Consider the following 15654-nt stretch of genomic DNA (forward strand, 5'->3'; position numbering starts at 1 on the left):
AGAAACAATACCTGAATAACCTCCAAGTGCATCAATTTCCCTTACAATTTGCCCTTTGGCAATGCCTCCCATGGCTGGGTTGCACGACATTTGAGCAATGTTTTGCAAACTCATGGTAATAAGTAGGGTTTTTGAGCCCAAATTCGCTGCTGCTGCTGCTGCTTCTGAACCTGCATGCCCTGCCCCTACTACAATAATATCATATTTTTCTAAAAACATATTCTTTTAAACGTTGTTGGTTGTTTGTTGTTGGTTACCATTAATAGTTGGAGTTATTTTGATTATAAATAATATAAAAACAAATTACCGATTTGGAATAAAATTTATACGAAAATATCATTAGAGTTATCACGATATTTATTCGCATATTTTCAATAACTTTACAATATTTATTAGAATATTTAAGACAGAGATGACAGTAAGTAGAGATATGTTAAAAATTAAATATCTAATAAATATTGTAAAGTGTTTAAAAATATGAATAAATTCATTTTATTTACCATTTTGTTGTTCTTAAATACTCATAGCCAAGCTGATGACTTAGGTGATTTTATTGCCCATTTAGCACCCAAAGACCCAACGCCTGTTGCTTTAAAACCGATTGCTAAATTACAAGAAGCGGCTATATCAGCGATTAGTTTTGTGGGTAAACCTTATTCGTTTGGTGGTAGTAATCCTGATACTGGCTTTGATTGCAGTGGTTTGGTGCAATATGTGTTAAATCAATCAGGGGTGAAAAAATTGCCGCGTACCTCGCGTGAGATGTATGACTATAGCAGCCCTGTCGATAATGAAAGTTTAGTAGTGGGCGATTTATTGTTTTTTCAAACTAATAATGCCAATCAAATTAATCATGTCGGCATTTATGTGGGAGAAGGACGGTTTATTCATTCACCCTCCACAGGTAATACGATTCGTTTAGATAAATTGGCACAAAATTATTGGCAAAAAGCTTTTGTGGGTGGCAGAAGAGTATTAGATTTGGGGCTAGACGCAACAAAATAAATTGCTGACTTGCCGTTCAAAGATTGTTCATTTTAAAGATGAGAGAAAATCATTATCGTTTGTGAATAACCATGTTAAAATGCAAGAATTAATTTTCCCTCCCTGTCTTGAGACTCTGTGATGTTTAGCAATATCAATCTTGCCCAATTTGACCCAGATTTAGCCCAAGCTATTAGCCAAGAAGATGCTCGCCAAGAAGCGCACATCGAGTTAATTGCTTCCGAAAACTACTGCTCACCCTTAGTAATGGCCGCTCAAGGGTCTAAATTAACCAATAAATACGCCGAAGGTTATCCTGGTAAGCGTTATTATGGCGGTTGTGAGTATGTTGATATTGTTGAAAGTTTAGCCATTGAACGTGCCAAAAAATTGTTTGGTGCTGACTATGCTAACGTACAACCACACTCAGGCTCTCAAGCGAATGGTGCGGTATTTTTAGCCTTATTAAATGCGGGTGACACCGTATTGGGTATGAGCTTGGCACATGGTGGTCACTTAACTCACGGTGCAAAAGTAAACTTCTCTGGTAAGTCCTATAACGCGGTTCAGTATGGTTTAAACCCAGAAACTGGCGAAGTTGATTATGACGAAGTTGAACGTTTAGCCTTAGAACACAAGCCAAAAATGATTATTGCAGGTTTCTCTGCTTATTCTCGTATTATGGATTGGCAGCGTTTCCGTGACATCGCTGATAAAGTTGGCGCGTATTTAATGGTTGATATGGCGCACGTTGCAGGTTTGGTTGCAGCAGGTGTGTATCCAAATCCAGTACAAATTGCTGACGTGACTACCACAACTACTCACAAAACATTGCGTGGCCCACGTTCTGGTTTGATTTTGGCGCGTAAAAACGAAGAAATTGAAAAGAAATTAAACTCTGCGGTGTTTCCGGGCAATCAAGGTGGCCCATTGATGCACGTGATTGCCGCAAAAGCAGTATGTTTCTTAGAAGCCATGCAGCCTTCTTTTGTTGATTACCAAAAACAAGTGGTTAAAAACGCCCAAACTATGGCTGCTGTGTTTATTGAGCGTGGTTATGATGTGGTTTCTAACGGCACAGACAATCACTTATTTTTAGTATCCTTAGTAGGTAAAGAGTTAACTGGTAAAGATGCTGATGCTGCTTTAGGCAAAGCAGGTATTACTGTTAACAAAAACGCTGTGCCTAACGACCCACGTTCACCATTTGTGACGTCTGGTATTCGTGTTGGTACACCTGCGGTAACAACGCGTGGTTTTGCTGAAGCCGAAGTGGCTGCTTTAGCTAACTGGATGTGTGATATTTTAGATAATCCAACTGATGAAGCTGTGATTGCTCGTGTAGCTAAACAGGTTCATACCATTTGCCAACAGTTCCCTGTTTATAAAGCTTAACCCTTCGCTCAGGGGACACACTTTGACTGCGCTCAGGGAGCTAGTTTTGGCCAGCCTTGAGCCAGCCGAAGGGTCGAAACCCCAAAAAAGCTAAATAAAAAAAGACGCTATATGCGTCTTTTTTTATTTATATAAACCTTATTTTTTTTGTGGTTTTATGATAAATGTATTTACAAATATAAACGATAACTATTATCATTAGTAATATATTTATGTTGGGTAATGGTATATGCGTTATTCGGTTTTATGGCCTGTGTTATTAACAGGACTTTTAGCAGGTTGTTTATCAGAGCAAAAAGAGACAAATGCGGTAAGCAATACGACAAATGCCAATACCACTCAAATGGTGGCTTTGGGTGATAAGCTTTTTCATGATGTTTCTTTGTCGAGTCAAGGTAATCAAGCTTGTGCCTCTTGTCACAATGTCAATCAGGCTTTTTCAGATGCCGATCAAACAATGCCTGTGTCTAAAGGCTCTGAAGTAGGGCAGTTTGGTACACGTAATACACCTGCTGCCAGTTATACCCGCTTTATTCCAGATCTTCATCAAGAACAAGAAGATGGCGAAACCTTGTGGAAAGGTGGTTTGTTTTTAGATGGCCGCGTCAATAGTTTAGAAGAACAAGCCCAAAAGCCGTTTTTAAATCCTGCCGAAATGAATAATAAAGATGCTGCGGATGTTGTTGCCAAACTACGTGCCAGTACCAATGCCAATTTATTTCGTGAGGTGTTTGGCAGTGATGCTTTAGATATTGGCAAAGAAGATCAAGCATTTGGTCAAATGGCACAAGCCATTGCCGCTTTTGAACGCACACCTGTTTTTAGCCCATTTAGCTCAAAGTTTGATTTTTATTTACAGGGCAAAGCGCAATTCACCACCTTAGAGTTGCAAGGCATGAGTTTATTTATTCGTGCAGATAAAGGCAATTGTGCTGCTTGTCATCCTGTCACGGCCAGTGCCGATGGAACACCTGCATTATTCACCGATTTTAGTTATGACAATATTGGTGTACCACGTCATCCAAACCGTCAATTTTTTACAGAAAATTTTGTTGATGAGGGTTTAGCTAAAACCACCAATGATCCCACGTTACGTGGCCAATTCCGTGTCGCGACACTACGTAATATCGCTAAAACGGCACCCTATATGCACAATGGTCGTTTTGACAACTTACGTGAGGTTGTTGAGTTTTATAACACGCGTGATGTTGAACCTCAACGTTGGGGCGAACCTGAAGTACCTGAAACAGTGAATCGTGATGAGCTAGGGAATTTGCGTCTAACTGACCGAGAAATTGATGCGATTGTTGCCTTTTTAAATACTTTATCTGATGGTTATCAGCCTTAAAAATCTTGGAGTTTATTATGTTTCGTCCCTTATTAACGGCATTAACTGTAGCCATCTTTGCTAGTCATAGTTATGCAGAGTCTTTAGACGATTTACGTGCTGAGTTAGCTAAACAAAAAGCGCAAATTGCTGCACAACAAAGTCAATTAGAAGCATTAGCAACGGCTGTTGAAAACCAAAAAGCGACTGCAAGCAATAGTGCAACGACAGTCGGTTTTTATGGCGAAGTGCATTACAACAGCTTTAAAGAGCCTGATCCTGCCATTGGTAAAAATAATGTTCATGCCCATCGTGCGGTGATTTTATTAAGCCATGCCTTTAATGATAATTTACGCTTTTATAGTGAAATTGAGTTTGAGGGAGCAGCAGACGAAACCGAAATTGAAACAGAATTAGAGCAATTATTTATTGATTGGCGTGTACATCCAAAATTAGCCTTAAATATTGGTCAGTTTTTATTACCTGTCGGTTTATTAAATGAAAGCCATGAACCTAATGTGTTTTATGGTGTTGAGCGTAACCCTGTTGAAGAGAAAATTATTCCTGCAACATGGTGGGAAAAAGGCGTGATGGTGCGTGCTGTACCTGCTGAAGGCTTAGCGGTGGATGTGGCTGTGCATAATGGTTTGCGTGGTGATATTAACACCTTGGGTGGGGCAGATGGTTTGCGTGAGTTCCGTCAAGAGTTTGGTGGTTCACGTGCCGAAGATTTAGCCTATACCTTGCGGGTAAAATACCAAGTGATTAATGGCTTAGAATTGGCGGCTAGTTTTCAACAACAAGAAAATATTACCCAAAGTCATGATTTAGTCGTTGGTGGCAAAGCGTCTGCACAGTTAATGACGGCGCACGTTGATTATCATTGGCAAAATTTTGGTTTGCGTGTGTTGGGTGCGCAATGGGATATTGATAATGCTGTTGCTAAAGCGACGGGTGCTGACAAATTATCAGGCTTTTATGTTGAGCCATCATGGAAAGTAACTGATAAAGTTGGTGTTTTTGCACGATATAATCAATGGAATACGGCTGCTAATCAGGTGGGTAAAAGTGATGATGAGCAGTTAAATGTTGGCGTAAATTATTGGATTGATCCGCGTGTTGTCTTAAAAGCGGATATTCAAAATACCAACCAAAAAAATAAAGCAGGTGATGGTTTTAATTTAGGGGTTGGTTTGAGTTTTTAAGAACTAGGTAGCCCGTGTGAAATGTAACGTAACACGGGTTAAATTACTCAAAAACAAATGGTTATGTTTTTACATGAAATTATTTTTTTATGCCCCATATTTCGCTACGCCAAAAACAAATTAATCACATCAGCGACGGCAATAGGGTCTTCTAATTGTGGATAATGACCTAAATGAGGCAACCATTGTAGTTTTGCAGTGGGAATTTGAGAGGCTAACTTTTCAGCAATCGCAGCAACAGCCACAGGGTCTTTTTGTCCCCACAAAATAAGTACAGGAATATCCAAACGGGTTAATGGCGGCAACCAACGATGGGCAAAACGATAACGCTCGTCAATATAACTAATGGTTTGTGCTAAACGTTCTTTGCCTTGCTTATAAACCAAACTCGCCCACATCATTTCTAGTTCTTGTTTGCTGATCTTTTTGGCTAAGATTTTTTGTAGTTGCAGCATAAAAATCGGCTTGAGCGAAATTTTGGCAAAAAACTCAGCAAAGGGCGAACGCAACAGTTTTTGAGAGGGTGTAAGCTGTGCTAAATCAATATAAACGCTGCCATTCATCAGTAATACCGATTGCACGTTAAAACCTAATAATTTGCGTTCGCGGCGTGCTAATAATTCACAGGTGACACTAGTTCCCATATCATGAGCAATGATTTTTACCCGTTTAATACCCAGTTGTTTTAGCAGCAACTCAACAATGTCTGCCTGCTCCATTAAGGAGTAACTGTGTTGATCGGGTTTGTCAGACAGACCAAAGCCCAAAAAGTCTAAACACACAATGCGTTTTTCATCGCCTAAAAGTGGAATCAAAGCGTGCCAATCGTAAGAGCTTGACGGAAAACCGTGTAGCAACAAAATGGCATCACTGTGTTTTGTGCCAAAATCGCGATAAAAAACATTGTAGCCAACAAAAGTGGCATAACTTCCTTGTGCTTGCCATTGGGCAAGTGCTGTTGGCAGCGATTTTGACACAATCATTCTCCTAGCTTGCAACTAAACTAATATCCCATGCCTGTAAATAGTCCTTTTCTTCCTCAATATCGGCGGCTGTTAAGGGGTGATTAGCCAACCAACCATCAGGAAATTGCATAATAAAATGCAAACCATCGCTACTAATTTTGAGATCAGGTAAGGGCTCTGGACTACGGCTATGATGTACCAATGCCGCTAAACGTAATAACACCGCAATGTTAAATAAAGATGTACCACCTTTACTCATTAATTGCACTTTTTGTTCATTACGAATTTTGCGGCGATGACAAGCTACTAATAGGGCTAAACGTTCTTGCTCTGCCTGAGAAAAACCAGCCACATCAGAATATTGCAATAAATAAGCACCATGTTTGTGATAGCTGCTGTGTGAAATGGCTAAGCCAATTTCGTGTAATAAAGCGGCTCGACGCAATAAATCTTCGTCTTCTTCATCAATCGTTAAGGAGCTATGTAATTGTTGATAAAAATTTTCAGCAGTTTGTGCCACACGTTTAGCTTGAGCAGTATCCACGTGATAACGAGCCATTAATGCATTGGCACTACGGTCACGAATGTCTTCATGGCTAAAACGACCCAACATGTCATAGAGTACGCCTTCGCGTAATGCACCATCAGAATAGTTCATCGTTTCGAGGTTTAACTCGTCAAATACGGCCTGAATAATCGCATAACCTGCGGGTAAAATGGCGCGGCGATCATCTTTTAAACCAACGACATTTAATTCGCTAACGTGTTTGCAAGCCAAAACCACATCACGAACTTTGGCTAAGCCTTCTTTGGTAATAAAACCTTCAGGGCTTGCCCAACCATTTTGTGCCAAAATTTGGCGAGTTGCTTTGATTGTGCCACTAGAACCGACCACAGAGTGCCAGCCTAAATCACGGTAAGCATTAGCAATGGCCATGACTTCTTGGCGTGCGGCCATAATCGCTTTGTCTAAAGCTTTGGCACTGATGCTGCCATCAGCAAAAAAACGTTGGGTATAAGCCACGCAGCCCATTTGTAAGGATTCGGTGGCTAAAGGCTCAAAATTTTCACCAATAATAAACTCGGTTGAGCCACCGCCAATATCGACCACCAAACGACGGCCTTCTTCGGCGAGGGTGTGAGAAACCCCTAAATAAATTAACCGTGCTTCTTCGCGGCCAGCAACGATCTCAATGCGTTTTTTGAGGATATGTTCGGCTTGTTCAATAAATTGTGCGGAATTATTTGCTTGGCGTAGGGCATTGGTGGCGACAATACGCAAATAACGCAAAGGAATGGCTTGTAAGCGTTGAGCAAAACGTGCCAAACAGGCTAACGCCCGTGCTTGTGCCTCAGAGGTGAGGTTTTTATCTTTATCAAAACCCGCGCCTAATTGGACTTTTTCGGACAAACTATCAATTCTGCGTACTTCACCATGATCTAAACGGGCAATGGCTAAGTGAAAGCTATTTGAGCCTAAATCAATGGCAGCTAACAGACTACCTTCAGTCAATTGTCGATTCATGAAATACCTGTTTGATGAGTTGGAGCGAATAGACAAAATTGCCAATGGTTACAAACCCATGTGACAAACGCTTGAAAAATGGCTTTTTTCGCCCCATAAATTGCAAATACATTTTTGTATAAGATATAACAGCTTTGGATGCGTAAAAAAAGTCTGTTATTATCGCACTTTATTTATTTGGAGAATCCCATGAGCAATCCATTAATTGTCAATACCACTGATGCCCAATTTGAAGCCGATGTATTAACTGCCGATGGTTTAGTTTTAGTTGATTACTGGGCACCATGGTGTGGCCCATGCAAAATGATTGCTCCAATTTTAGATGATTTAGCTGGTGAGTACGAAGGTAAAGTAAAAATTGTCAAAGTTAATGTCGATGATAACCCAGCAAGTGCTGCAAAATACGGTGTTCGTGGCATTCCAACCTTGAGTTTATTCAAAGGCGGTCAAGTTGTTGCAACAAAAGTGGGTGCTTTGGCAAAATCCCAATTGACAGCCTTCTTAGATTCTAATATATAATATATACCCAAGGCGGCCATATACTTCCTAATAGGTCGCCTTTCGTCCCGCGCAGCCGCTCTGTTAGGCATCACATCATATAACTCTGTCTACAGCGCAACTGATATTCCCCAAGATTAATCAGGACTTATGCAAGATCGCGCATGTTATGCGTTTTTGTGCTTAAAGTTCCCCGTATATTAGTTGATGAAGGCGGTATGCGAGCATTTTCGCATTCTCTGTTTTGCAGCATTTCTATGAACCTGACCGAACTCAAAAAGAAACCTATCGCCGAATTAGTACAAATTGCAGATGTTATGCATTTAGACAATATGGCGCGTAACCGTAAACAAGATGTTATTTTTGCAATTTTGAAACGTCACGCCATGAACGGCGAAGAAATTTATGGTGATGGTGTCCTCGAAATTTTGAGCGACGGCTTTGGTTTTTTACGCTCATCCGAAGGCTCTTATTTGGCTGGCCCTGACGATATTTATGTCAGTCCTTCACAAATTCGTCGTTTTAACCTCAGAACAGGTGACACGATTGCAGGTACAATTCGTCCACCTAAAGAAGGCGAGCGTTATTTTGCCTTATTAAAAGTGAATCATATTAACTATGACTCACCTGAAAATGCCCGTAACAAGATTTTATTTGAAAACTTAACGCCATTATTCCCAACAGAGCGTTTAGTCCTTGAGTTAGGTAACGGCTCTACCGAAGATTTAACTGCCCGTGTGATTGATTTGGTTGCGCCAGTGGGTAAAGGTCAACGTTCGTTGATTGTTGCACCACCTAAAGCAGGTAAAACCATTCTTTTGCAAAATATTGCGCACTCAATTGCCCGTAACAATCCAGAAGTTCATTTAATTGTATTATTAATTGATGAACGTCCTGAAGAAGTGACAGAGATGATTCGTACGGTGCGTGGCGAAGTGGTTGCTTCAACCTTTGATGAGCCGCCAGCTCGTCACGTTCAAGTGGCTGAAATGGTCATTGAAAAAGCCAAACGTTTGGTTGAACACAAAAAAGATGTGGTGATTTTATTAGATTCGATCACCCGTTTAGCACGTGCCTATAACACCGTCATTCCTTCATCAGGTAAAGTGTTAACAGGTGGTGTGGATGCCCATGCTTTAGAACGTCCAAAACGTTTCTTTGGTGCAGCAAGGTCGATTGAAGAGGGTGGCTCTTTAACCATTATTGCGACTGCTTTGGTAGAAACTGGTTCTAAAATGGACGAAGTTATCTTTGAAGAATTCAAAGGTACAGGTAATCATGAAGTTCACTTGGATCGTCGTATTGCCGAGAAACGTGTATTCCCATCCATCAACATTAAGAAGTCAGGTACTCGTCGTGAAGAGCGCTTGATGGCCGATGATGAATTGAAGAAAGTATGGATTTTACGCAAAATCTTACATCCAATGGACGAGATTGCAGCAATTGAGTTCTTGTTGGATAAAATGAAAGACACCAAGACCAATGATGACTTCTTTGAAGCCATGAAGCGTAAACAGTAATACCTCTCACCCCAAATCCTCTCTCTCGGAGAGGATTGAGCTGAAGGCAAAAAATAAAACCTCGTGTTAGGCAACTAGCACGAGGTTTTTTATAATTTTAATGCTTATGGTTGACACGAGCCTGATGGCGTAGCTCGTTTTCTAAGCGATGGAGTAGTTTTAGCGTGTTGGCGACAGTGTTTGCAGCAACGCTGTCTCCGTCTAGCATATCATGTTGCATAGCTTCGAGTTGTAAAATTTGTTGATGAATTTCTTTGGCATCAACACGACTAACGTCTAAAGTCACCATCGTCATTTGGGCATCTCCTGTGCAGATTATGGGTACTACACAAGATATAGACGAAGAATGTTGGGTTTGCCAGTTTTTAAGCCTGATACTCTTTAAAATACTCGCGAAATTTAAGCACTTTTGGCGCAACCACAAACTGACAGTAGCCCTGTTGTGGGTGATTATTAAAATAGTTTTGATGATAGGCTTCGGCTGAATAAAAGGGTACAGCATCGCTAATTTGCGTGACTATTGTTTGGCTAAATACTTTTTGCTGGCTAAGCTGCTCAATAAAAGCGGTTGCTAGCTGTTTTTGTTCAACAGATTGGCAAAAAATCACTGAGCGATATTGTGTGCCAACGTCATTGCCTTGACGATTTAACGTGGTTGGATCATGAATGGCAAAAAAGATGGTTAAAAGTTGTTCAAGACTAATCACTTCAGCATCAAAATCAATTTTAACCACTTCGGCATGACCTGTTGCACCAGTGCAAATTTGCTCATAAGATGGATTTGCCCGCGCACCGCCTGCATAACCCGATGTCACCTGTTGCACACCTTTGACCCGTTGAAACACGGCTTCTAGACACCAGAAACAACCACCACCTAATATTGCAGTTTGTGTATTCATTATCGGTTCTCCAGTTTTGCTATTTACAGACGCTCATAAACCACAAAATCATAATGTGTGGCTTGTGGCTCATAATAATGGGCTTCACGACCTAACTCTTGCCATTGCGCTTTATTAATAGACGGAAAAAAGGCATCGCCTGTTACAACTTTTTTAACTTCGGTTAAATATAAACGGTCAGCTAAGGCTAATGTTTGTTGATAAATTTGTGCACCACCCATAATAAAGGCTTCGTTAATGCCACTAATTTCTGCCAAACTGTTAGCCATTTTTAAAGCTTCATCAATACTACAAACGATTTTTATGCCGTCTGCTGTAAAATTTGGATTATTACTAATAACAATATTATGGCGATTGGGTAGAGGTTTCCCAATAGATTCATAGGTTTTGCGTCCCATGATGACAATATTACCTGTGGTTAAGCGGCGAAAATATTTTAAATCTTCGGGTAAATACCAAGGCAATTTGTTATCAATACCAATACAGCCATTTTCGGCAACGGCAACAATTAAAGAGAGTTTCATAGATAAGTCGTTTTTAAGTGTTATTAAATTAGCCAATCTTCTATACGCAGATTTGGCACACGTTCAAATTCACGTACATTATGGGTTACTATGGTTAAGTCATAGCTTAGGGCTATTGCCGCTATTTGCATATCATAAGGGCCAATAGGTGTGCCTTTAGCAAATAAATCCATACGTAATTCAGCTAATGTTTTAAATACATGATCATCAAAGGCTAAACTAGGAATATCAATAAAAAAAGACTCTAATTTTGCCTTGTTTTCGGTGACTTTGATGCTTTTACATGCTCCAAACCATAACTCTGCTTTAACAGGCGTGCATAAATACAGTTGTTGTAGCCCAACGCGACGGACATGATTGAGTATAGTGGGATTGCCTTTTAAGATAGCAATACAGGCATTGGTATCGAGTAGATAGCCAGTCATAATAAATCCTTGATGTTATCTTCACCTAAATCGGTACTATCAATATCGTCAGGAAAATCGTCACCTAAACTACATGTCATGCGTTGAATAAAGGCTTCTGTTTGTTGTTCGCTCGATTTTTTAGCGGCCAAGCCAACACCATGTTTTTGTTCTAAGTATTCAACAAAGCCTAAAACTTCAGCTTGAATATGGCTAGGTAATGCCAAAATATGCGTTTGTAAGGTTTGAGTAATATTCATTACTACATACTCCTAAACCGCCACAGGCGCTTTAATGGCCGCATGGGATTGATAATTTTCTAGCGTAAAATCGTCATATTTAAAGGCAAAAATATCTTTAACATTTGGGTTTAAACGCATGGTCGGTAAGGGTAACGGTTCACGACTAAGTTGCAATTCGGTTTGTTCTAAATGATTGCTATATAAATGGCAATCACCACCTGTCCAAATAAACTCACCTAATTGTAAGTCACAGACTTGTGCCAACATCATGGTTAATAAAGCATAAGAGGCAATATTAAACGGCACGCCTAAAAACACATCCGCACTACGTTGATATAACTGACAAGATAACTTGCCATCCGCCACATAAAATTGAAATAAGGTGTGACAAGGTGGTAAAGCCACTTGATTAGCTTCTTGCGGATTCCAACCAGAGACAATTAAACGGCGAGAGTTTGGATTATGTTTGAGGTCATGGACGAGGGCGGCTATTTGATCAGCACCATCAGGGCTAAAACTACCATCAGCGTTTTTTGTTGCGCCAAAATTACGCCATTGATGGCCATACACAGGCCCTAATTCGCCTTCACTACGGCCAAAACGTGCGCATTGTTCGGCAGTTGCCCATTCATTCCAAATGCTGACACCATTATCTTGCAAGTATTTAACGTTGGTATCACCACTTAAAAACCATAATAATTCGTGAATAATCGACTTAAGATGCACTTTTTTAGTGGTCACTAAGGGAAAGCCTTCCGCCAAGTTAAAGCGCATTTGATAGCCAAATACCGAGTACGTGCCTGTGCCTGTGCGGTCACCTTTGAATGTGCCATTGTCTTTAATATGACGCATTAAATCTAAGTATTGTTTCATGTTTTTAATCTCAAGCTTTAGCAGGCTGACGGTATGCCAATACTAATAATAAAATACCAATCATAATTAATGGAGTGCTTAGCAGTTGACCCATCGTTAACCAATTAAAAGCAATAAAGCCTTTGTCAGCATCAGGTTCACGGAAAAATTCGACAGTAAATCGTGCTAAGCCATAACCCAAAGCAAATACGCCTGATACTGCTTTGACGGGGCGAGGTTTGCTGCTAAACCACCATAAAATGGCAAATAATAAAGCTCCTTCTAAAAAGGCTTCATACAGTTGTGAGGGGTGGCGTGGCAGGTTATCTACATGAGGAAAGACCATTGCTAAAGAATAATTGGGGTCAACAACAGGACGTCCCCACAATTCCCCACCAATAAAATTACCTAAACGACCAAATAAAATACCTGTTGGTACAAGCGGTGCTACAAAATCCATCACTTGCCAAAAGCCTAATTTATAGCGTTTGGCAAAAAATAACATAGCAGCCATTACGCCCAAAAAGCCACCATGAAAACTCATGCCACCTTTCCACACTTGAAAAAGCCACAAAGGGTTTGCTAAAAACTGATCAAAACTATAAAAGAAGACATAACCACAACGTCCGCCTAAAATAACACCCATCGCGGCATAAAAAATCAGGTCAGATAATTGATCGGCAGACCAAACGGGGTTCATGCGTTTGGTGCGTAAAGTACCTAAAAAATAGGCCATGCCAAAGGCACATAAATACATTAGACCATACCAATGGACTTGAAGTGGCCCTAAACTAATGGCAACAGGGTCTATGTGTGGATATGTCAGCATAAATGATGTTTCCAACAAGATTTAACTAAAAATTTTTCTATTTTATCTTAAATTTTAAAAATGAGGGTGTAGTTATGTGTTTATTAGCGTTTGCTTGGCAAGTTCATCCCAATTACCCCTTAATTTTAATTGGCAACCGTGATGAGTTTTATGCTCGTCCTGCTCAAGCGATTGATTATTGGCAAGATGCCCCATTTATTTTGGCAGGTCGAGATGAGCAAGAGGGTGGAACGTGGCTAGGTGTGACCAAAGATGGGCGTTGGGCGGCATTAACCAATTATCGTGAACCCAATGCACCAAAAGGCTCGTTATCACGCGGTCATTTGGTGGCAGGGTTTTTAAAAGCAGATAGTGAACCTTTGGCTTATGCCCAACAAGTATTTACCCAAGCTGAGCAGTATAGTGGTTTTAATTTGTTGGTGGGTAATAAACAACAAGTAGCCGTAGTCAGTAATCGAGGTACAGAGCCACAGTTATTGAACCAAGGGATTTATGGTTTAAGTAATCAGTTATTAGACTCACCGTGGCCGAAAACTCAGCGTTTAAAAGCAGGTTTAAGCCAATTAATGCAACACGATCATTTTGATTTGCAGCAGGCTTTGTTGTTGTTACAAGATCAAACGCAACCTGATGATGCTGACTTGCCAAATACGGGGGTGGGTTTGGTGTGGGAACGTTTGTTAGCAACGGCGTTTATTAAGTCGCCAATTTATGGTACACGCGCCTCAAGTATTTTGTTGTTGGGCAAAAATAATATTCAATTAACCGAGCAAACATGGTTGAGTGGAGAACAAGGGGAGTTAAAGCAATTAGGTTTTAGTATCAATACATTCATACTGTAATGGTTTAATAGAGCAGGACAGTAACTCAATGGCTTCAGGTTGAATAGGTATATCAACAACAAGATGAGGCTTATGTTTCAGCCTCTAATTATCCAACATAACTGCCAAAGATTGTCTATATTGTATACAGGAGTTTTCGCCTGAATATAAATAAACAATAAGGCAGGTGTTCAGTGCATAAATTATGTTGGGGCGTGTTAGCTTATTTTCAGCTACAAAATGTCATGGCTAATACCGATTTCGATTCTTTATTAGCCATGAATTTTGATCAACTTGCGGCTATTGAAGTGACCACAGCCTCACGTAGTCCTCAGGCATGGAAGGATGTACAAGGTTCCTTATGGGTAGTGACAGAACAGGAAATTAAACAGCGTGGTTATCGTCATTTAGCGGATTTATTGCGCGATTTACCTAGTGTCGATGTACAGGGGCCATATAGTACGTCTAGCCGAGTGACTGTTAGGGGGATAACTGGCAATACTAAATTGTTGATATTACAAGATGGGGTAAGAATAGGCGCACCAGCAGGAGAGCTTGTGCCGATTAGTATAAACTATCCCCTGTATATGGCTAAGCAAGTAGAGGTGTTATTAACACCTGGTTCGGCGTTGTATGGTGCAGATGCAGTAACTGGCGTTGTGAATATTATTAGTAAACATTCGCAAGAGCAGCAAACACAGCAATTAAGTTATGAAGGCAGTGAAGCGCGTTATCAGCATGGTCATTTGTTGTTAACAGGCCGAGTTGGTCAAAAATATCCTTTAATCTTGGGTGTACATAAAGAGCAATTTAATAATCAAAGTCTTGCTGAGCAATATCCTGATGTTTTTGCTTTTGATGATTTAAAAAATAGTCAAGGAAAGGTGATTATTCCTGTTAATCAACGGCAGTCTTTTCAGAGTTTAGCCAATGCAGAGAGTGTTTGGGCAACGATAAAACCACATCCAAGTACAGAATTAGGCGTCAATTATCGTGTGGTCAGTTATCCCACAGATTATACCACTTTAGCTAATTTCACTGATTATGGTGGATTTTGGGAAGATAGATTTTTAACGGTATATGGTCGTTATCAGCAACAAATTAGCTCGCAATTATCAACAAATACGCTCGTGACATGGAGTAGTTATCGTTTAAATAAAAATAGTTATTTTAATAATATTTTTAGCGGTTATATGAACGGCTATAAATATGCTGAAAGTAAAAAAATGAGTATAGATAGTCAGTGGCATTACACCCTTGCCGACCAGCATCAACTCATGGCTGGTGTGGTGTTTGATCATCTGCGTGCGGTACCGCGAACCACCGATTTAAGCCAACCGTATGACCCGAATCTATCGGTAGAACAACAACACCTATATTATTTGGGCACAAATAACAGTTTACCAGTCAAAATTTTTCAGGTGACTCAGGATAATTTAGGCGTTTTTTTACAAGATCAATATCAATGGTCATCGCAGCTTAGTAGTCAAATAGGTATCCGTTTTGATGATAATTCTGACTACAAAGCCAGTACCAGTCCTTATTTAGGGCTTAAATATAATTATACGCCAGAGACAACATTTAGTTTGACTTATAGCCAAGCCTATTTAGCACCATCCCCCTCATATAGCTATGAGCACTTTGGTAGCTTTACAGGCCAACAG

The 15654-nt window shown here is 40.2% G+C and carries 18 protein-coding genes; 8 read left to right on the forward strand and 10 right to left on the reverse strand.

Features of this window, described 5'->3' with window-relative positions; translation table 11 throughout:
• On the reverse strand, positions 1-219 hold a 219-nt coding region (locus Q0212_RS09490), incomplete at its 3' end, for an FAD-dependent oxidoreductase (RefSeq protein WP_297924817.1).
• 258 nt (positions 220-477) lie between these two features.
• Between Q0212_RS09490 and Q0212_RS09495 the strand changes: the two genes are divergently transcribed.
• From Q0212_RS09495 to Q0212_RS09510, 4 genes are all read left to right on the forward strand, one after another.
• Complete coding sequence (locus tag Q0212_RS09495) at positions 478-1005, forward strand: C40 family peptidase (protein ID WP_297924818.1); 528 nt, start codon at positions 478-480, stop codon at positions 1003-1005.
• A gap of 120 nt (positions 1006-1125) precedes the next feature.
• Complete coding sequence (glyA, locus tag Q0212_RS09500) at positions 1126-2379, forward strand: serine hydroxymethyltransferase (protein WP_297924820.1); 1254 nt, start codon at positions 1126-1128, stop codon at positions 2377-2379.
• Positions 2380-2608: 229 nt separating this feature from the next.
• Entirely contained in the window at positions 2609-3727 is a 1119-nt protein-coding gene (locus Q0212_RS09505) for a cytochrome c peroxidase (protein ID WP_297924822.1), read from the forward strand.
• A gap of 17 nt (positions 3728-3744) precedes the next feature.
• Positions 3745-4911, forward strand: coding sequence for a porin (locus Q0212_RS09510; protein ID WP_297924823.1), 1167 nt, complete (start codon positions 3745-3747; stop codon positions 4909-4911).
• Between the two features lie 104 nt (positions 4912-5015).
• Here Q0212_RS09510 and Q0212_RS09515 read toward each other — a convergent pair whose 3' ends face one another.
• Entirely contained in the window at positions 5016-5888 is an 873-nt protein-coding gene (locus Q0212_RS09515) for an alpha/beta hydrolase (RefSeq protein WP_297924825.1), read from the reverse strand.
• 10 nt (positions 5889-5898) lie between these two features.
• Entirely contained in the window at positions 5899-7401 is a 1503-nt protein-coding gene (gene ppx, locus Q0212_RS09520; RefSeq protein ID WP_297924826.1) for an exopolyphosphatase, read from the reverse strand.
• 189 nt (positions 7402-7590) lie between these two features.
• Between ppx and trxA the strand changes: the two genes are divergently transcribed.
• Positions 7591-7920, forward strand: a complete 330-nt coding sequence (gene trxA, locus Q0212_RS09525) for a thioredoxin TrxA (RefSeq protein ID WP_297924827.1) — start codon at positions 7591-7593, stop codon at positions 7918-7920.
• A 236-nt stretch (positions 7921-8156) separates the two neighbouring features.
• Positions 8157-9419, forward strand: a complete 1263-nt coding sequence (gene rho, locus Q0212_RS09530; RefSeq protein ID WP_297924829.1) for a transcription termination factor Rho — start codon at positions 8157-8159, stop codon at positions 9417-9419.
• A 97-nt stretch (positions 9420-9516) separates the two neighbouring features.
• On the opposite strand, the gene Q0212_RS09535 is transcribed toward rho, so the two are convergent.
• The 7 genes from Q0212_RS09535 to lgt form a co-directional block, all read right to left on the reverse strand.
• Positions 9517-9714 carry a hypothetical protein gene (locus tag Q0212_RS09535; RefSeq protein WP_297924830.1) on the reverse strand — a complete coding sequence of 66 codons (198 nt, stop codon included), beginning with the start codon at positions 9712-9714 and terminating at the stop codon, positions 9517-9519.
• 70 nt (positions 9715-9784) lie between these two features.
• Positions 9785-10318 carry a peptide-methionine (S)-S-oxide reductase MsrA gene (gene msrA / locus Q0212_RS09540; RefSeq protein ID WP_297924831.1) on the reverse strand — a complete coding sequence of 178 codons (534 nt, stop codon included), beginning with the start codon at positions 10316-10318 and terminating at the stop codon, positions 9785-9787.
• A gap of 23 nt (positions 10319-10341) precedes the next feature.
• Entirely contained in the window at positions 10342-10842 is a 501-nt protein-coding gene (locus tag Q0212_RS09545) for a dihydrofolate reductase (RefSeq protein WP_297924833.1), read from the reverse strand.
• Positions 10843-10865: 23 nt separating this feature from the next.
• Positions 10866-11267, reverse strand: a complete 402-nt coding sequence (locus Q0212_RS09550; protein ID WP_297924834.1) for a type II toxin-antitoxin system VapC family toxin — start codon at positions 11265-11267, stop codon at positions 10866-10868.
• A complete protein-coding gene (locus tag Q0212_RS09555) occupies positions 11264-11506 on the reverse strand; it encodes a DUF2281 domain-containing protein (RefSeq protein ID WP_297924835.1) in 243 nt (80 codons plus the stop codon). The genes Q0212_RS09550 and Q0212_RS09555 overlap by 4 nt, the downstream gene beginning before the upstream one ends.
• Before the next feature lie 12 nt (positions 11507-11518).
• A complete protein-coding gene (locus Q0212_RS09560; protein ID WP_297924836.1) occupies positions 11519-12361 on the reverse strand; it encodes a thymidylate synthase in 843 nt (280 codons plus the stop codon).
• Positions 12362-12371: 10 nt separating this feature from the next.
• Positions 12372-13169, reverse strand: a complete 798-nt coding sequence (gene lgt / locus Q0212_RS09565; RefSeq protein WP_297924837.1) for a prolipoprotein diacylglyceryl transferase — start codon at positions 13167-13169, stop codon at positions 12372-12374.
• Positions 13170-13243: 74 nt separating this feature from the next.
• Here lgt and Q0212_RS09570 point away from each other — a divergent pair, with 74 nt between their 5' ends.
• Positions 13244-14011 (forward strand): NRDE family protein, encoded by a 768-nt coding sequence (locus tag Q0212_RS09570; protein WP_297924838.1) that lies wholly within the window; start codon positions 13244-13246, stop codon positions 14009-14011.
• A gap of 173 nt (positions 14012-14184) precedes the next feature.
• On the forward strand, positions 14185-15654 hold a 1470-nt coding region (locus Q0212_RS09575; RefSeq protein WP_297924840.1), incomplete at its 3' end, for a TonB-dependent siderophore receptor.

The organism is uncultured Agitococcus sp., assembly GCF_937920075.1.
In the GTDB taxonomy this organism is placed as follows: domain Bacteria; phylum Pseudomonadota; class Gammaproteobacteria; order Pseudomonadales; family Moraxellaceae; genus Agitococcus.